Genomic DNA, 19,345 nt, shown 5'->3' with positions numbered 1-19,345 from the left:
GAATGATTAGAAATAAAGGAGAGGGAATGACACAAGTAAAAGGGAAAAGCTGGTTTATCACAGGGACGGATACTGAAATCGGTAAAACTTATGTTTCAAGAGCGTTATTACAAGCCTTGAATCAATCAGGATTGCCGGCAAATGGCTATAAACCCGTTGCTTCTGGTGCCGCAATAACGCCGATCGGTCTTAAAAATCCGGATGCTTATGCACATCTCACTGCTTCTTTTGATGATTTGAGTTACGAAATGGTGAATCCCTATTTTTTTGAAGAGGAGGAAGCACCTCATATTCTTGCTGAAAAATTAGGACAACCCATTGATTCAAATAAAATAACATCGGGGTTACATCAATTAGAATCACTGAATCGCATCACTCTTGTGGAGGGCGCAGGCGGTTGGTACACACCGTTAAGTTTTACCGAAAGCTATAGTGATTGGGTGATTGCAAATCAATTGCCGGTGATCGTCGTTGTGGGGCTTAAATTAGGTGTCATTAATCATGCGCGTTTGACTTTTGAAGCCATTGAACGAGCAGGTTTACAAGTGACTGGTTGGATTGCTAATCACTTGTCAGATTCAGAAAGCTTGAATCACTATATTGCCGGTATTCAAGCATTTACAAAGATCCCTATGATTGGTGAAGTTTTCTACCAAAGCGCTGAATCCGAACAGAAAGAGAGCCGGTTTGATTTGCGTTGTTTTGGATTAAGATAGATGAGTATATTCAATATTTATGGTAAAGCCTAGTTTGCTCTAGGTTTGACCAACTTCCCATACCGATCTGTAATTCCTTCTTTAAACTGATATTGCCCTTTGGGGCTCAGTGGTTGATGGATCTCTACTTCTTGATCAACGCTGTAACGGCCAATATTGGGAATCATCTCGACAGGAACCGCCGGCAATGGTGAGAGATCTAATTGCGAGAGGAGTTTGCCAAATAGTACTTTTTCAGCGGTATGACCTTGATATGGACTTGAGAAAATTTCGAGTGTAATGCCGGGCTGAATCTCTTTGAAATAACTCAATCCTGATGCAACATAGGGATCTGTGTTGTAGATAAAGATCGGATCTTGCCATAGCGTCTGTTTATTATGATCTGTAGCCTGATCGTGAGTATTATTTTGCAAATTGTGTAGAATTTCTTTGAGAGGGCTTGTGTGCAGTTTGATTTTAAGTTCTGGGAAATGGTAGTTAAAGCTATTGCGAATAAAGGTGTGATAGCCATTATCTACCGAGGGCGCATCACCGACCAAAATTGCCGAAGATTTGAGCCAATCGCTTAAGTTTTGTTGGTACTGTTTGAGTACATCATTTACAGGAAACATCTCTTTAAGGGTAATTTGATAACGTTCTTCAAGAGTGGCAAGGGGCAGAGTAATATCTTGTAGTGTAATCGCTTTTGAGGAGAGTTGAGCGGGATTTTGCACAATATTGTGGAGTGCTCGGAAGTGATCCGTTACAGCTTCTAGCGTCACACCTTCCGTTAAACCAATGATCATCTGTTGGCTTTCTGGAAAATAGCGGTAATTTACCGCATAAAATCCACCATGATCTTCGGCGATATAGCCTTGATCAGAAGAGAATGCCCGAGTATTATCGCTATCTAATTGTTTAAATGAGAGATTAGGATTTTCAGTCACAGGGACTACAAAAAGATAAGAGATAGTTTGAATACCATTTTTCTCTTGGCTCGGAGCTTCATCACTATAAAAAGAGAGCACTTCTACTTCAGGATCAGCAGGATCGATAGAGATACCACCCAATGTAAAGGGTGGAATAATCGAATGTGTCGGATAGCCATAACTTAGGCCATTACTCTGAATAGGCGTTAGTTTGAAAAAAAGCGTATCTGTAATACTATGAATAATGCCCCAATAAGACGTATCAATATAGTTCTTAATTTGTTGTGCCGTTTGACTTAATGCAATCGCAGAATCTGTGGCATTATGATCTGATGCGATAGTTTCTGTGGTAGATTGAAGTAACGTGTTGAGCAGAGGGCTATCTTGCGCTACTTTCTCTAATTGCAATGTGATTTGGCAACCTGAAATAGGGCAATAATCGTGATCTAAGCTTTTGAGTGTAAATTTTTTAGCGGATTGAGGTATTAATTCAAAAGTTGCTATAGTCGTGATAATGATATTATCCGGCGTAATAATGCCTTGGGAATAAGTATCAGGCGCAAAATATTCAATAGCATCAGCATTTACTTGGAAATAACTGTCGGTAAAATGTGCTTCAATCTCTGAGCGCAAGGCTTCATTTTTTTGACTGTCAAACATCGGCGAATTTTCCGCTTCTGTGAGCTGGACCGTAATCTTTTGCGGTATATAGATTCCTGATTCGAGCTTATCGCTGTTATCTTGGGAGCAAGCGGCAAGTAATGTCATACTCATTAAGAGAATCAATCGAGAAAAAGATGCGCGTAATATTGCACAGTACCTACCGAGATAGCGCGCTATGATTTGAGGAAAAAGTATTGTATGGCATCGAGTTACGGTTGCAACGTGATGGTAGGTACTTTGATTCATAAATTCCTCGAATACAGGGTTAGTACAATATAAGGTTAATACATATTGTGAATAATAATGCGTTTCTAGAAATTATCATACAATACTCGTGGTCAGTAACCTTAGACTTTTCGTAGAGATCTATATTTTTGCATTGATCTTAATAGGGATTTATTTTACTTTAGATAGATCAATTATTATAAATTTTTCACTATTTTAATAGTATCAATGAAATGGTGTAAACTAGTTGATTGTTTTACTTGATTGAATTGACCACTATTATGATATAACTCAAGGTATTATAAAGTACGATATCGATCCCGATAGTAAGCATCAAAATCATCATTCGCAATTATGACCACAGGATAGAAGCAATGGCACGCAAATTAGAGAATCACTCACTAGGCTTTACGAGTCAAATTTTGAGTACAGAGAAAAATCACCCCGATGTTCATGGGGCAATGAATACCCCTATTTATCGATCGGCGGCCTTTGAATTTCCTAATTCGGTAGCAATTGCGAAAGCATTCCAAAACCAAGAAGAAGTGGCTTCTCATACCTATTCACGTATTACTAATCCAACAGTTGAAGCGCTTGAAAATAAGATTAAAGCGATCTCACAAGGTGAGAATGTGATGCTCTTTAGTAGTGGAATGGCGGCGATTTCAAATACATTTATGGCAATCTGTTATGCCGGTTGTAATATCGTGACATCACCTCATTTATTCGGAAATACCTTTGCGCTGTTCCAATTTACACTTGCCTCTTTCGGTGTCGAAGTTCGGTTTGTGAATACGGATCATCTCGATGAGATCGAAGCAGCAATTGATGAGAATACCGTAGCTTTTTTCTGTGAAGTGATGACGAATCCTCATCTTGAGATTGCCGATTTAACGCAAATTAAGCCGATGCTTGCGCGTCATAATGTACCGCTTATCGTGGATACGACAGTGATTCCTTGGGGTGCATTTGAGGCATTTCGTTGGGGGGTTGATATTGAAGTGGTTTCTACAACGAAATATGTATCGGGTGGGGCAACCTCATTGGGCGGTGCGATTGTAGATTATGGTACATTTGATTGGTCACACAATAAGCGCTTAGCACAAGTGAGCAATACCGCTCAATTCTCGCCTTTTATGTTTAAGATTAAACGAGAAATTGCCCGTAACTTTGGTGCTTGTATGGACCCTGATAGTGCTTATGCACAAATTCTAGGATTAGAGACACTACAATTACGTTATGAACGTATGAGTGCAAGTGCTTATGAGTTAGCACAATTCTTAGAGTCATTACCGGAAGTGGTAAAAGCAACTTATCCAAAACTCGAGAGTTTCCCTTATAAAGCTTTAAGTGATCAATTCTTTAATGGCAATCCTGGTGCGATGTTAACATTCTCGCTCAAATCAAGAGAGGCTTGTTTTGCATTAATGGATCGCTTACAGCTGATTCGTCGGGCAACGAATCTTTTTGATAATCGTACGCTAATTATTCATCCTGAATCGACGATTTACGGTACTTTTACCGAAGAGATGAAACAAGTCATGGGAATTGATCCAACATTGATTCGTCTCTCTGTCGGGCTAGAAGAGGTTGCGGATCTGAAAGCAGATATTGCACAAGCCTTAAAGTAGACTTGCGGTACTAATGCAGGTATTTGAAATATCTAGATAAGTTATAAACCAAAGCCACTCATTGTTGAGTGGCTTTGGTGTTTTGATGACGCTGTAGTTATTTTCAATTATAGTAAATTGGGTTTAAGAGAAATAGTGTTTAAGTAGCTAGTGTGAGATTTTAAAAGAACATAAAACTTGATTCACAAACACTTGCAAGATGCCGGATAGAGCAGCTTCCTTACTTATTACAACCGATGTGCCGGCATTTAAATAAGCTTATTTTGAGTTGGTATTACTATATAATAAGCTATTGATTGAGTAGTGATAATTCTGCTAGGAATATTAAGCCGATAGTTGATGGCGAATTGCATAAACCGCTGCTTCAACCCGACTTGTTACATTGAATTTCTTAAGGATATTTTGTACGTGGACTTTAACCGTACTTTCGGAAATATCTAAAATTCGGGCAATCTCTTTGTTACTACTGCCTTTGACGAGCCAATTTAGAATCTCTTCTTCACGTGGCGTTAATAATTGCATAGGATTATTGTGTTTGCTTTGTAAAGCATTAGATTTGATAATCCGATCTATGCGTTGTAAGAATAGAGTCGTCTCAATTCGTTTTTTAATATTCTCCTTAATCGCTTGATGATTGAAGCTTGGCAATAGAGCATCATTCTCATTTTCGGTAAATAGTACAATTTTTAATTGAGGATGTTGCTTCAACCATTGGCGTATTGCGACTTTATTATGATCATTTTCAAATAGACGCGCTTCAATAAGTAGTAGATTAAGGAGGTGTGCAGAATCTTGTCTCTCTGCCCGCTGTGCTTGCAGTAAACTTTGAATGGAATCATAGCAAGCGACAATATTGCAAGGATTACGGGCTTCTTGCGAGAGTAAAAAAGCGATTTTTTGACGAAATAGACGATTTTGATCCACGATAATAACGTTAGGTCGAGATGTTTGTATGCCTTTCATAATTGATGGAAATCCTCTATCTTTATTTTATTGGTTGTAACATTTGTGCTCAGGGATAATGGTTTGTCTGAGTTAGCTGATTAATGTATAGAAACTTATCGAATAGACAACTGAATGTTGCTTTCATACTGCATTATAATTCAAGATTTGCATAGTGAATATTGGATAATATGATTAGATGGGGTGATTATAACGATTTGGCGAATAAAGGTACATTGTATGTATACATTGTAAAGAGCTATTGCAAATTAAAAATTTGTAAATATTTTATAAAATAATATTTTGTATTATACTAAATAACTATTTATTTTATTTCATCAATGTGATTCTGCTATGAAGGTCGTATTGATGACACTCTAAAGGAGTTTCAAATGCAAAAAGTATCAGCTCGTAATCAATTAGTCGGTAAAGTCAGTGCGATCTTCGAGGGAAGTGTTAACAACGAGGTAATCGTAACATTAGATAATGGTGATGAGTTAGTCACAGTCATCACAAAACAGAGTTGTAGTACCCTTGATATCGCTATTGGTACAAAAGTAATGGCCATTATTAAGGCTCCTTGGGTGGTATTAGCTTCACCTGATTGTCAGTGGCAGTTTTCGGCACGTAATCAATTTGAGGGCACGATCACTTCAGTAATGGAAGGAGCCGTGAATAGCACAATCCATTTTACAACCAGTAAAGGATTGACGCTCTGTGCAGTCGTTACCAATGAAAGTGTAGAAGGAATGGGGCTTGAGAAAGGGAAAGATATTCTCGGGTTGGTAAAAGCTTCTAGTATTATTTTGGCGACAGAAAAGCATTAATGCTTGTTAATTTTATTGCTATTTTAGGTAACATAATTATAGAATAAGGCGTTTTAATATCTAATTTATTGGAAATAAAAGGAACTTATTAGATGAAGAAAGTATTATTCACATTGTTATCGGTAGCGGTACTTGCCGCTTGTGCTAGCAAAGGAAGTCCTATGAGCCAATTAGACACGAAAATTCCTACTGTTCAAGAATTACAACATCATCAATATGAGCTTGTATCGGTCAATGGTAAGCCATTTGAAGCCGAGAAAGGCAGTGGTAAACCAACAATTGCATTTGGACAAGATATGTTTATTAGTGGTCAAATGTGTAACCGTTACTCAGGTAAAGTTGATTTAACTGAGCGCGGTATGTTACGGGCAAAAGCAGGTATTGCGATGACTCGTATGCTCTGTACCGATCCGGTATTAAATAGCTTAGATGCAGATATTAGTGAGTTATTAGGAAATGGTGCGGAAGTTGAAATCTCTAATAATGGGCAATATCTTCGTTTGACGAATCCGTCAACGGTATTAGAATTTAAATTAGCGGATAAAATGTAATTTCGTTAATCAATAATGTATCAGTGACATATCAAGAGCATATCATCAATTCATCGTTGATAATGCGATTGAATAATGTTGGATACTCGATGCTGAAGAAGGCTTACGATAAAGCTCTTTGAGTTTTTTTGTAAGTCTTTCTTTTTTGTCTTTCTGAAAATGTTCTTTTTCGATCTGTGTTATTATTTATCGCGTAATCATCGCAAGAATCAGAAGAGGAGAGAATATGAAGTCAGATTGGAATGCGCGTTTTGCACGGGCGGAATATCTGTATGGGAAAGAAGCGAATACCTTTGTTAAAGAAATTGTGCCTGTGATAAAGCCTGAAGGGCGCTTACTAGCGATCGCTGAAGGGGAAGGGCGTAATGCTTTCTTTGTGGCAGAAGATGCACTACAAGCAGGTCGTAAAATTGAGATTGATCTGTGGGATTATTCCGATGTTGCACTACAAAAAGTGGATGCGCGTAAGGGATTATTACCGATCTATACCAAAGAGGTGGATCTGACCAATGTCAGTTGGCCAACGAGTTTGTATGATTATGCGATGTGTGTTTATGGTCATTTTTCAAAAGAGATGCAACGACAAGTTTTTCAAGGAATTCGACAATCCTTAAAACCGGGGGGATATCTCTTTGGTGAAGTCTATTCAGAAGCGCAGTTGCCTTATCGAAGTGGTGGCCCTCGAAATATCGACTATCTTTATGATCCTGCGCTTTTTCTCGAGATTTTTAAAGAAGATCATGTTCAACATCTCTTTATGGGGGAAGTGGAACGGGCTGAGGGAGATCTGCATCAAGGTCGTTGCCATGTTATTCAATTTGCTATTAAAATTGTAAAGTAACGTAATCAGATAGATAAGTAATTATTTATTGATAACAGAATATTGATCCAAAAAATAGGCTCAGTCATTTAAGTCCCTTCAACTTTATGATAATGACCATAACAGAGTATATATGGCTAACAATATTCCTGCATCACTTACTAATTTATTGATATAATTCAATTAACAAGTTGATAGTTGAAAAGTTATTGTGACAAGTAATTAGTAGGTAAATGATAACTAAACTATTGTTGTTGATTATATTTTACAAATAAGTCGTAACTTAATGATGTTATTAACTATAAAGAGGTAATCAATATTATGGATCGTGCAATTAAAAATTGGTGGATATGGGTCTTAATCGGCGTACTGTATGTCGTATTAAGCGGTTTTCTATTTTTTAGACCATTCGTGAGTTTTGTTGTATTAGCGCAATTCATGGTGGCATTTTTCTTCGTTACCGGTTTCTTTGAAATATTCTATGCATTAACGAACCGCAATGTTCACGGTTGGGGATTTAATCTCGCAATGGGAATCTTACAAGTCTTTATCGGGGGCTATATCATTAAAAATGCCAATGAAGGCTTACCTGAAATGATGCTCATTTTCCTTATTATGTTCTGGTTAATTTTCTACGGAATTTCAGCGATCTCTTTCTCATTTAGCCTTAAAAAATTGGGCGTACCTTCATGGTGGTTAACGCTCATTATTGGTGTTTTAGGTTTAATCGTGGGTTTAGCTATTCCTTATTCACCTGTTGGTGGAATTATCTTCATCACAACGTTATTAGGGATTTCAGCACTGATTGCAGGTCTCTATAGTCTCTACTTTGGTTTTGCAATTCGCCGTTTTAGAGCTTAATCTGAGAAAAGGCTTAATAAAGATCGTAACAAGATCATAAGAATATAGGGGGATAGTGATATCCCCCTTTTTTTTTGTAGCCAGAAGGGGTATAGTAATAATCATTGTTTGAAATAGTTTTGTTCATAGTCGTGAATTGAGACCAAGATTATTTCTAAACTAAACGTTTTTAAGAAAGCTTTTCAGTTTCATTATTTTACAAATTAATATTTATCTTTGGGGCAGGGTGCATTATTGCTACATATCATATGTGTAGTGATCATTATTCCCGACCGGCGGTGATAGTCCGCGAGCGTAAGCTGACTTGGTGTAATTCCAAGACCGACAGTATAGTCTGGATGGTAAAAGATAAATCGGCAGTAGCTTTTTGATGGGTTATTGGCTGAGTCATCTGTTTATTCAGAATGAGACTCACCACTCAATTCATTGAAAACAAAAAGATTCAGTTGGGTTATTAATAGTAACCTTTATGTTTTGCTTGAAATTTAGCACTGAGCGAACTTAGGTGGTATATCGTATGTACATTGTTACTAACGGAGTGTAAGAATACGATATTCAAATTAGGCAAACATAATCCGGGGTCTTTGTAGCAGACGATTTATAACGAACATCAACCCTCATTGATAAAATGCGATGGGGGTTTTTCATTGTTGAAAGAAAAATTGTCTAAAGAACAAGATCAAGATTATCTGCAAATGGCTTTTGAGCTTGCTCAGCAAGGATATGGCGCCGTATCACCTAATCCGTATGTGGGTGCCATACTTGTAAAAGAGGGCGAGATCATTGGTCGAGGTTATCATCAGCGCGCGGGAGAAGCGCACGCAGAAGTGAATGCTGTTAAGGATGCGCAAGCACAAGGATATGATGTTTCTGGTGCAACGCTTTATGTGACCCTTGAGCCTTGTTGTTTTACCGGAAAAACGCCCGCCTGTACTGATCTTATTCTACGAAATGGTATTACACGTGTCGTGACGGCAATGGAAGATCCGAATCCCAAAGTCGCCGGTCAAGGTCATCAGATTTTACGAAATGCCGGGATTGAGGTCGAAACTAATCTTGCAGTGGAACAGGGGCAAGCACTTCTGGAAATTTTTATCTGTAATCAATTACAGAAACGGACGTTTGTCACATTGAAAGCGGCGCTCAGTTTAGATGGTAAATTGGCAACACAGACCGGGGATTCACAATGGATTACCGGCAGTGAGGCCCGTAAAAAAGCGCACTATTATCGAGGATTACACGATGCCATTTTAATAGGTAAAGGGACTTTGCTCGCGGATAATCCCTCATTGACTGTACGTTATGGCTTTGAGACAAAAGCGCCGATACGCATTCTGTTATTGAATAATTTTGCAGGGATCACTTCCGAGATGATCCGAACCTATGCATTTTTTGATACAGGACTTGCGCCTAGCTGGATCTTCTTTGATCAACATTATCCGCCAGAAAGCGAATTACAAACCTTATTGCGTGCTCAGGGCATTAAGCTTATTTCATTAACAGATACCCAACCACAAACATTGCTTGCCGCGCTCTATGCTCAAGGTGTGATGAGCCTCTTTATTGAAGGTGGCGCGCAAATTTACGATGCTTTTATTTCAGCTAATCTAGTGGATGAGTATCTACTATTTTATGGGCCTCGCTTAATTGGGAATCCGAATGCGCTTGAGTTATGGCGAAATAGTCCCGTTACAGTATTAGAGAAAGCACCAAGATTAGAGATTACGGAAACCTGCCATTGTGGTGAGTCCGTTTTAATGATTGCAAAAAATCAAGGCCCAAATAATTGTACCAATATAGTTACAAAGGAGTCATAAAGATGTTTACCGGAATTATTGAAGAACGGGGCGAAATTACCCAAATCAATCATCAGCAACATCGTTCTTATTTGACTTTCAGAGCAAGTAAAGTACTAGAAGATGTCAAGCTCGGTGATAGTATTGCGGTAAATGGTGTTTGCCTCACTGTGACACAATTTGATAATCACTCATTTCAAGCGGATTTAATGCCGGAGACCATTAAACGTACAGGATTTCATCGTTATCAACGGGGAACAAAAGTTAATCTTGAGCGCGCACTTCGGGTAGGTGATCGTTTAGGTGGACATATGGTGAGCGGTCATATTGATGGTGAGGCAAAATTGAGTCGGATTGATGATTTAGGGGATATTCATGAACTCACTTTTGTACTACAAAATGCTCATGAAGGATTACTGATTCCAAAGGGCTCTATTGCTATTGATGGAATTAGCTTAACGTTGATTAGTGTTGCTGAGCGAGAATTTAAAGTGGGCATTATCCCTCATACCTTTGCTGAAACCAATCTGGCAGAGTTAAAGATTGGGGGCTATGTCAATATCGAGTTTGATCTTGTCGGAAAATATATTAAAGCGCAGCATCAAGCGGAGCGTAGTCAGCTCAATTATCAGACTCTATCCCATTGGGGCTATTAGCCTATAAAAAACAGATTCAAAATCACTTAACATATTTATTACAAGGAACAGATGATGGATAAGCAAATCCCAGAATATGGTTCAATTGAGAAAGTCCGCCGAGCGCTCGCTTTTATGCAACAAGGTGGCATGATTATTGTCACTGATGATGCTTCTCGGGAGAATGAAGGGGATCTCATTATGCCGGCAGAATTAGCGACACCTCAAGATATCAATTTTATGATTCATAAAGCGGGTGGTTTAGTCTGTGCACCAATCTCGAAAGCGTATGCCGATCGGTTAGGATTAGCCCCTATGATTGTGGATAATAAAGATCCGTTTAAAACAGCCTTTACGGTGTCTGTAGATTTAGCGACAACACATACCGGCATTTCTGCTTTTGAACGTGCAGAAACCTTAAATGCTTTAGCCGATGAGTCGAAAAAACCAGAAGATTTTAATCGTCCGGGACACATTTTCCCGCTAATCGCTAAAGATGGCGGTGTATTAGTACGTCGAGGTCATACAGAAGCGGCGATCGATTTAGTGACATTAGCAGGGTTTAAGCCTGCCGCTGTGATTTGTGAAATTCTGAAAGAGAATGGAGAGATGGCGCGTGAGAGTGATCTAATTCCTTATGCTAAAACGCATCAATTACCCCTTATTACCATTCAAGATTTGGTCAACTATCGGCAGATGCAAGAGCAGATGGAGGCTTTGTTGCCACTTAGCCAATCCACATTACCTACAGAATTTGGAGATTTCCTGATTTACGCCTTTCCTAATAAAAATGGGGGAGAGCCGCATATTGCTCTCTTGAATAAAGGAAGAGATAGTAAAGCGTCTGCAACAGTTCGTATTCACTCAGAATGTTTAACCGGCGATGTCTTCTCTTCTGTGAAATGTGATTGTCACGCGCAATTGCAGTATGGGCTACAAGAAACCGCTAAAGCTAAGAATGGTATTTTGCTCTATCTACGTCAAGAAGGGCGTGGCATTGGTATTGTTGAGAAGTTAAAAGCTTATCAGTTGCAGGATGAAGGCTATAATACGATTGAAGCAAATAAGATGCTCGGTCATGGTGCTGATGAACGCACCTATGATGAAGCGGCGCAAATTTTGAAATTTTTTGATGTCAATAAAGTGGAGCTGTTAACCAACAATCCTGATAAGATTGCGGCGATGCGCGTTGCCGGGATTGAAGTGATTGAACAAGGAACGCCACGCTTTGAGACTGAGGCTAATCGTGATTATCTCAATATTAAGCGAGATCAAATGGGGCACCAGCTATAGAGACTATAAGGATTGATAGGTTAGTACAATTTATGGAACGAACATCTTAGCAAGATCATTTTATAAATTTAAAGCTAGATATAAGAATCCAAGAATCCAAGATTAAAATTAAAAGCATATTTCATTAGCATATTTTATAAGTATATTATTTAATTTATTGATAAGTAAGGAGTAGAAAATGAGAGTATTAGAAGGTCAATTATCAGTTAAAGGTAAAAAAATCGCATTAGTAGCAGGTCGTTTTAATAGTTTGATTACAAAGCAATTAATCGAAGGCGCTAAAGATGGATTGCTACGTAGTGGAATCAAAGAAGAAGATATTACACTTGCTTGGGTACCGGGTGCTTATGAAATTCCTTTAGTTGCTAAAAAGTTTGCAGAAAAAGCGGATATTGATGCGGTGATCTGCTTAGGTGCAGTGATTCGTGGTGCAACTGCACACTTTGATTTTGTGGCAGGAGAAGCTGCAAAAGGCATTAGCAAAATTGGGCTTGAAACAGGTAAGCCTGTGATGTTTGGTGTTTTAACGGTAGATAGTATTGAGCAAGCACTAGAGCGTGCGGGAACGAAAGCTGGTAATAATGGCTTTTCTGCTGCACTAGGCGTGGTTGAAATGTTAAGTTTACTTGATGAGATAAAGTAACCTCTTAAAATAGCTGAAAATTTTTTTACAATTTCATTTTGTGATTGTTTCTTGCTATTATGGGCGAGATATATTGGTTGTGGCGAATAATAATAAGAAAAAGCCATGAATAATACCTATAAAAAAATTTACAAGCAGACTATTTTTTTAAACTTTGGAGGTTAATTATGAGTAAAGTAAACTCATTAAATACGCTCTCTACCTTGAATGTAGGTGGTAAAGAGTATCATTACCACTCAATCAAAAAGGCAGAAGAGAAACTCGGCGATCTTTCTAGATTACCTAAATCAATGAAAGTACTTCTCGAGAACTTATTGCGTTTTGAAGATAATGTGACCGTTAATGCTGATGATATTGCTGCGATTGGTGAGTGGGCTAAAAACCGTTCGTCTAAACGTGAAATTCAATATCGTCCGGCGCGTGTGTTGATGCAAGACTTTACCGGCGTTCCTGCGGTTGTAGACTTAGCAGCAATGCGTGATGCAATGGTGAAAGCGGGTGGCGATGCGAAACATATCAACCCATTAGCACCTGTTGATCTTGTTATTGACCATTCAGTGATGATTGATAAATTTGGGACAGACTCAGCATTTGATGAGAATGTGAAATTAGAGATGTCTCGTAATGGTGAGCGTTATGAATTCCTTAAATGGGGTCAAAATGCCTTTGATAACTTCCGCGTAGTGCCACCAGGAACAGGGATCTGTCATCAGGTAAATCTTGAGTATCTTTCACAAGTTGCATGGGTGAATGAGAAAGATGGTAAAACTTGGATTATGCCGGATACTTGTGTGGGTACAGACTCACATACACCCATGGTGAATGGTCTTTCTGTATTAGCTTGGGGTGTAGGCGGTATCGAAGCGGAAGCAGCGATTTTAGGTCAACCCATTTCAATGGTTATTCCCGAAGTTGTTGGTTTCAAACTGACAGGTAAGCTCAAAGAAGGTGTGACTGCAACAGACTTAGTATTGACGATTGTAGAGATGCTTCGTAAGAAAGGCGTTGTAGGTAAATTCGTAGAATATTACGGTGATGGTCTACAAGAGTTACCATTAGCAGATAGAGCGACTATTTCTAATATGGCACCAGAATATGGGGCAACTGTTGGTTTCTTCCCTGTAGATGAGATCACATTGAACTATATGCGTTTAACGGGTCGTGATGCAGAAGTAATTGCACGCACAGAAGCGTATGCAAAAGAGCAAGGTTTCTGGGGAAATGCTGGTGATGAACCTGTATTTACAGATACATTAGAGCTCGATTTAAGTACGGTTGAACCAAGTATGGCAGGTCCAAAACGTCCTCAAGATCGTGTGACACTTCCTAACTTAAAAGGTGCATTTGAGAAATTTGTTGCAGATAATAACGAAGATCTCTCTAAAGCCGCAGATATCTATGTTAATGGTGAAGAAGTAACCTTAAATCAAGGGGATGTCGTATTTGCGGCAATCACTTCTTGTACGAATACTTCAAATCCAAGCGTGATGATGGCCGCAGGTTTAGTCGCAGAGAAAGCGGCGAAATTAGGGCTTACTCGTAAACCATGGGTAAAAACTTCATTAGCACCTGGATCAAAAGTTGTGAGTGAATACCTAGATAAAGCAGGGTTAACGAAATATCTTGACGAAGTAGGCTTTAACTTAACAGGTTATGGTTGTACTGCATGTATCGGTAACTCAGGTCCGTTAATCACAGAAGTGGGTGAAGCAATCGATAATAACGACTTTACAATGGCTGCTGTTATCTCGGGTAACCGTAACTTCGAAGGTCGAATTCATCCTCAAATCAAAACAAACTGGATTGCATCTCCACCATTAGTAGTAGCATTTGCAATCGCCGGTACAACTCGTATCGATATTGCGAAAGATCCTATCGCAAAAGATAGAGATGGTAACGATGTTTTCTTGAAAGATATCTGGCCAAGCAACCACGAAATTGCAGAAGCGGTTGCTAAAGTCGATGGTACGATGTTCCGTAAAGGTTATGATGGCGTATTTGAGGGCGATGCGCATTGGCAAGCACTAGATGTTACGAAGAGCGAAACATTTAAATGGAATAGTGATTCTACCTATGTGCAACATCCGCCATATTTCGAGAAGATCGATCAGCCAATTGAATCTGTAAAATCTATCGAGAATGCGAATGTTTTAGCATACTTTGGTGATTCAATCACAACTGACCATATTTCGCCAGCGGGTGTGATTATGGCAGGCGCACCTGCAGGTCTTTACTTGCAAGCAAAAGGTGTTGAACCAAAAGACTTCAACTCATACGGTTCTCGTCGTGGTAATCATGAAGTGATGATTCGAGGTACCTTTGCGAATATCCGTATCCGTAACAAAATGTTACAAGATGTGGAAGGTGGTTATACGAAACATATTCCTTCAGGTGAAACATTACCTATTTATGATGCAGCAATGCGTTATAAAGAAGAGAATACCCCGTTAATCGTATTAGCGGGTAAAGAGTATGGTAGTGGTTCAAGTCGTGACTGGGCAGCTAAAGGACCTAATCTTTTAGGCGTAAAAGCTGTAATTGCAGAGAGCTATGAGCGTATTCATCGTTCGAACTTAATTGGTATGGGCATTTTAGCGCTTCAATACAAAAATGGTGAAAATGCGGAAAGTTTAGGTTTAACAGGTGAAGAATCATTCTCGATTAAACTTGATGATAATATTAAGCCTGGACAAGATATTGAAGTTGTTGCGAAGAAAGCAGATGGAAGTGAAGTGAAATTCACTGTGCTTTGCCGGATCGATACATTGAACGAAGTAGATTACTACAAATCAGGTGGTATTTTACATTATGTATTACGTCAAATGATTGCAGAGCATAAGTAATCATTAAGCAATTGATATTGCTTATGTTTATTGCAAGTAATAAATGTAATATTTTATTAAATAGTAATTAACTAGTAATCAAATGGTAATTAAATAGTAGGCAATATTAATTATTGATAATAATAAAAAAGAGGTGCATCAAAAGCATCTCTTTTTTTGTGCAAAATTTTTGGATAGTGATATATTGTTAAGTAGATATTTATGTTATGTAAACTTATAGATTTATGTAACAGATATTAATAAAGTCAGAAGGAGTCAAAAATGAAATCAATGTTAAAAGGTTTAATGGTTGTTTCTGTAATTACAATGTTAGCGGGTTGTTCTACTTGGGATGGTATGAGTAAGAGCGAAAAGGGGATGGTTGTCGGTACAGGTGTAGGTGCTGTTGCAGGTGAAGCGGTTACGGATACCATTTTAGGCACTGCGGGCGGTGCTGCTGTTGGAGCATTTGTGGGTAGTGAAATTGGTAAAAATCTGTAATCTTAGGAATCTATCGCTTGCTCTTATTGGTAGATAATTCTAACCAATATAGGTATGTATATTATTGGAATATTTATAGAGAAACTTATAGAGACGTTTATAAAAATATATATAGTAATGTTGGTTCAAAATAAGCTTATTGAAATGCCGGCGCATCGGCTGTAATAAGTAAGGAAGCTATTCTATCCGGCATCTTGCAAGTGTTGTTTAAAATTCTTTTTCTTAAACCAAATTTACTATATGTAGAGAAGAGATATTAATCAGATAATTATAAATCGTTTGATATTCAACGATTTCAAAATTAATCTGTATTTACTACATAAAAAAGCCTGTGATCTATTCACAGGCTTTCGTTTTGTTTGAGATGATTTAAGTTTAATTCAATATCGAGCGCATTATTGTGATTTCTATATTGAAGTATTGATCATCCATTATTGAGCATTTTTATGACCATTCATATAAAGAACGATATAGCCTAAAACACCTGAAAGAATGGAACCAATAAAGACACCGATTTTACTTAAATCTTGTAGCTCTGGGCTCACAAAAGCAAGCATGCTGATGAAAAGACTCATGGTGAAACCGATACCACAAAGTAGGGCCACGCCATAGACTTGAATCCAAGTAGCGCCAGTAGGGCGTTTAAAAACACCTAGCTTCTCACCTAAGTAAACCATACCGAATACGCCAATCTGTTTGCCAAAGAAAAGGCCTAAAGCAACACCTAATACAATGGGGTGTGTGAGCATAGAGAGTTCGAGTCCAGCAAAAGAGACACCGGCATTAGCAAGTCCAAAGAGCGGAATAATTAAGAAGCTGACCCAATCACTTAAACCATGTTCCCAAGCGAGTAGAGGTGTTTCCCCTTTCTTATTTGCTTTTACACCATTAAGGGGAATAGTCATTGCTAATACCACACCTGCGAGCGTTGCATGGATTCCTGATTTTAGGACAAAGAACCAGAGAATAATGCCGGGAATGATATAGAAGATTGCACGAGTCTCTTTACGACGATTAAGAACAATCAATAGAATTAGCACCACTAATGCGCCGAGTAGATAGATCAGATTCAGATTATTACTATAAAAGAGCGCGATAATTAGAATAGCAGCTAAATCATCGATAATCGCAAGCGCCGTTAAGAAGATTTTAAGGGAAACAGGTACCCGGCTACCAAGTAGAGCAACGATTCCAAGCGCAAAGGCGATATCTGTTGCCGTAGGAATTGCCCAACCGCCAATCGCTTCGCTATCTCCTTTATTTAACAGGAAATAGATAACTGCGGGTACTGCAAGACCTGCAAAGGCCGCTAGTCCTGGCAAAATACGTTGAGCATTAGTTGCTAGTTCTCCGCTAATAAATTCCCGTTTTAACTCTAGTCCTACATAGAGAAAGAAGATGGCCATTAAAGCATCATTGATCCAATGTAAGACTGATAGCCCACCGATATAACTTCCCAATGTCGAGAAATAGAGATCGGAAAGGGGGCTATTGGCAATAATTAAACCGAGAACGGCTGAGAGCATCAAAATAATGCCCCCGGCAGTAGGAAGGGTAAAAAAGTATTTAATCTTCTGGTACATCTAGGCTCCTAATAATATGAGTCAGGTGTGAAAAATAAGGTATATCAATGTTAAATATGGTTTTTGTTTAACTTAATAGATAAGTCATCAATCACCACTGTTTATAAAAAAAGCAACGGTGCATTCAATATCTGAATTTCACATCCAAAAAAGTGCACTGTTGCTTGCTCTGCTTTTAGTATAAACATAACTGGCGTAAGGTTATAGCTTTAAAGTATCTTAATGGCTAAAAAATAGTCATTAACTGGATAAAAATTGAATTATTTCAATAGATTATAGCTATTTATTAAAAGGATTCACTCTCGATTTTTAGGAGAAATTTGTTCTACTGTCACATTATAAAGGCACATTGTATTGACAAATGAGGGAGCTTGTATATACATTGAGATGAAGTCATGTTGTCAATAATAATCTATAAATCTAAAAATATTCGTTGTAATAAAAATAATAAACCTATAACAGAAGACCTATATATCGCAAAAGATTTATAGCAAAAGATAAAAATACCGGCGATATGACTGAGTACAACATAACCACAGGAGGAATGTAATGAAAGAGATGACATTACAAGGGGATGTGCAGGTCAAATCTTTGAGCCCTAAAGTTGCACAATCAGATACTTGGATTTTAATTAAATTATTTTTATATAGTTTGATTGGTATTGTCTTTTTCTTTGTCTCCATTGATATTGGGGGAAAAGAGACGATTCTACTCGATCATATTGCCGGATTTGTGACGCAACAACTAAGGCCGATAGCCATTACCTCGATTCTATTAATTATGGCATTTGGGGCATTTTATCCCTATATTACTGGTACTTTTCGTAACTCACTGAGTGCACAGATCTTCTCTGTCTTTAAAGTTATTGGCCTGATTCTTGCAATACTCTATCTTACAGAAATGGCACCTGCTTGGGCGATGAAACCCGATATGTTACCTTTTCTATTTGAAAAACTCGCACTATCGGTAGGGTTACTCATTCCGGTTGGGGCAATTGCGCTGACATTTCTAATCGGCTTTGGGTTATTAGAATTTATCTCGGTATTTATGGAGAAATTAATGCGACCACTCTTTAGAACACCGGGATCTTCTGCCATTGATGCGGTTGCGTCATTTGTGGGAAGCTATTCTATTGGGTTATTGATTACCGATCGGGTATTTCGCCAAGGTCAATATTCTCATCGCGAAGCGGTTGTGATTGCAACAGGTTTCTCTACGGTATCTGCGACCTTTATGATTATTGTGGCGAAGACACTTGGATTAATGGGCTCTTGGAACTTCTTTTTCTGGAGTACTTTTATTATTACTTTTGTTGTAACGACGATTACAGTCTACTTACCGCCGATTTCACTATTAGATAATACTGCGAAGAGCCCATTACCAGAAACACCTAAAAATGAGAAATGGCGACATGCAACAAGATTAGGGGTGAGTCAATATCGTAGTAGCCCTAATGTCTTTAAGATGATGTGGCTCAACTTTCGTGATGGTTTAAGAATGTCATCGATTGTTGCCCCCTCTATTTTGGCTATTGGATTTACAGGTTTGATCCTTTCGAAATATACCCCACTTTTTGATTGGATTGGTGTGGTATTAAAACCTTTTCTTTGGATGACGGGCTTTGATGAGGCGACTACTCATAGCGGGGCCATTGCCTCAGGCTTAGCCGAGATGTTCTTGCCGGCAATTCTATTAACGGATGCAGAACTACCGATTCGTTATATTGCGGCAGTGACTTCGATTAGTAGTATTCTCTTCTTTTCAGGATCTATCCCATGTATTTTAGCGACGAAAATTCCACTGAAGATTTGGCAAATTGTCTTAATTTGGTTTATTCGTACAGTGTTAACGATTCTTTTGGCGAGTATTGCTTTCCGTTTAGGAATTGCAATGGGGTGGATATAGTGTCACTGTAAGCACCTTTTTAA

The 19,345-nt window shown here is 38.5% G+C and carries 16 protein-coding genes and 1 riboswitch; of the genes, 13 read left to right on the top strand and 3 right to left on the bottom strand.

The window, feature by feature from the left end:
• Positions 1–26: 26 nt before the first annotated feature.
• The gene (gene bioD / locus DC083_RS07145; RefSeq protein ID WP_109189526.1) at positions 27–716 is read left to right on the top strand and encodes a dethiobiotin synthase; all 690 of its coding nucleotides are present in this window, start codon (positions 27–29) and stop codon (positions 714–716) included.
• A 29-nt stretch (positions 717–745) separates the two neighbouring features.
• Here the strand turns inward: bioD and DC083_RS07140 are convergent, their stop codons facing one another.
• Positions 746–2,398, bottom strand: coding sequence for a hypothetical protein (locus DC083_RS07140; RefSeq protein ID WP_133243361.1), 1,653 nt, complete (start codon positions 2,396–2,398; stop codon positions 746–748).
• Between the two features lie 488 nt (positions 2,399–2,886).
• On the opposite strand from DC083_RS07140, the gene DC083_RS07135 reads away from it, so the two are divergent.
• Positions 2,887–4,143, top strand: coding sequence for a PLP-dependent transferase (locus DC083_RS07135; protein ID WP_109189524.1), 1,257 nt, complete (start codon positions 2,887–2,889; stop codon positions 4,141–4,143).
• Positions 4,144–4,467: 324 nt separating this feature from the next.
• Here the strand turns inward: DC083_RS07135 and DC083_RS07130 are convergent, their stop codons facing one another.
• On the bottom strand, positions 4,468–5,106 hold the full coding sequence (locus DC083_RS07130) for a response regulator transcription factor (RefSeq protein WP_109189523.1): 639 nt from the start codon (positions 5,104–5,106) through the stop codon (positions 4,468–4,470).
• Between the two features lie 371 nt (positions 5,107–5,477).
• Here DC083_RS07130 and DC083_RS07125 point away from each other — a divergent pair, with 371 nt between their 5' ends.
• From DC083_RS07125 to DC083_RS07080, 10 genes are all read left to right on the top strand, one after another.
• Complete coding sequence (locus tag DC083_RS07125; protein WP_109189522.1) at positions 5,478–5,912, top strand: TOBE domain-containing protein; 435 nt, start codon at positions 5,478–5,480, stop codon at positions 5,910–5,912.
• A gap of 92 nt (positions 5,913–6,004) precedes the next feature.
• On the top strand, positions 6,005–6,463 hold the full coding sequence (locus DC083_RS07120; RefSeq protein WP_109189521.1) for an META domain-containing protein: 459 nt from the start codon (positions 6,005–6,007) through the stop codon (positions 6,461–6,463).
• A 226-nt stretch (positions 6,464–6,689) separates the two neighbouring features.
• Entirely contained in the window at positions 6,690–7,304 is a 615-nt protein-coding gene (locus DC083_RS07115) for a class I SAM-dependent methyltransferase (RefSeq protein WP_109189520.1), read from the top strand.
• A 300-nt stretch (positions 7,305–7,604) separates the two neighbouring features.
• Complete coding sequence (locus tag DC083_RS07110) at positions 7,605–8,144, top strand: HdeD family acid-resistance protein (protein ID WP_109189519.1); 540 nt, start codon at positions 7,605–7,607, stop codon at positions 8,142–8,144.
• A gap of 208 nt (positions 8,145–8,352) precedes the next feature.
• Positions 8,353–8,498: riboswitch (FMN riboswitch) on the top strand.
• Positions 8,499–8,794: 296 nt separating this feature from the next.
• Positions 8,795–9,961 carry a bifunctional diaminohydroxyphosphoribosylaminopyrimidine deaminase/5-amino-6-(5-phosphoribosylamino)uracil reductase RibD gene (gene ribD / locus DC083_RS07105; protein ID WP_239990947.1) on the top strand — a complete coding sequence of 389 codons (1,167 nt, stop codon included), beginning with the start codon at positions 8,795–8,797 and terminating at the stop codon, positions 9,959–9,961.
• A 2-nt stretch (positions 9,962–9,963) separates the two neighbouring features.
• Complete coding sequence (locus DC083_RS07100) at positions 9,964–10,596, top strand: riboflavin synthase (protein WP_109189518.1); 633 nt, start codon at positions 9,964–9,966, stop codon at positions 10,594–10,596.
• Positions 10,597–10,650: 54 nt separating this feature from the next.
• A complete protein-coding gene (gene ribB / locus DC083_RS07095) occupies positions 10,651–11,868 on the top strand; it encodes a 3,4-dihydroxy-2-butanone-4-phosphate synthase (protein WP_109189517.1) in 1,218 nt (405 codons plus the stop codon).
• 178 nt (positions 11,869–12,046) lie between these two features.
• Complete coding sequence (gene ribH, locus DC083_RS07090) at positions 12,047–12,511, top strand: 6,7-dimethyl-8-ribityllumazine synthase (protein WP_109189516.1); 465 nt, start codon at positions 12,047–12,049, stop codon at positions 12,509–12,511.
• 167 nt (positions 12,512–12,678) lie between these two features.
• Positions 12,679–15,354, top strand: coding sequence for an aconitate hydratase AcnA (acnA, locus tag DC083_RS07085; RefSeq protein WP_109189515.1), 2,676 nt, complete (start codon positions 12,679–12,681; stop codon positions 15,352–15,354).
• Positions 15,355–15,615: 261 nt separating this feature from the next.
• Positions 15,616–15,834, top strand: a complete 219-nt coding sequence (locus DC083_RS07080; protein ID WP_109189514.1) for a glycine zipper domain-containing protein — start codon at positions 15,616–15,618, stop codon at positions 15,832–15,834.
• 431 nt (positions 15,835–16,265) lie between these two features.
• On the opposite strand, the gene nhaA is transcribed toward DC083_RS07080, so the two are convergent.
• On the bottom strand, positions 16,266–17,417 hold the full coding sequence (gene nhaA, locus DC083_RS07075) for a Na+/H+ antiporter NhaA (RefSeq protein WP_109189513.1): 1,152 nt from the start codon (positions 17,415–17,417) through the stop codon (positions 16,266–16,268).
• Positions 17,418–17,966: 549 nt separating this feature from the next.
• Here nhaA and DC083_RS07070 point away from each other — a divergent pair.
• Entirely contained in the window at positions 17,967–19,322 is a 1,356-nt protein-coding gene (locus DC083_RS07070) for a YjiH family protein (protein ID WP_229822339.1), read from the top strand.
• The last annotated feature ends 23 nt before the right edge of the window (positions 19,323–19,345 follow it).

Source organism: Ignatzschineria ureiclastica (assembly GCF_003121845.1).
Taxonomy (GTDB): Bacteria; Pseudomonadota; Gammaproteobacteria; order Cardiobacteriales; family Wohlfahrtiimonadaceae; genus Ignatzschineria; species Ignatzschineria ureiclastica.
The sequence above is the reverse complement of the archived record's forward strand: the minus strand, read 5'-3'. Positions and strand labels throughout refer to the sequence as shown.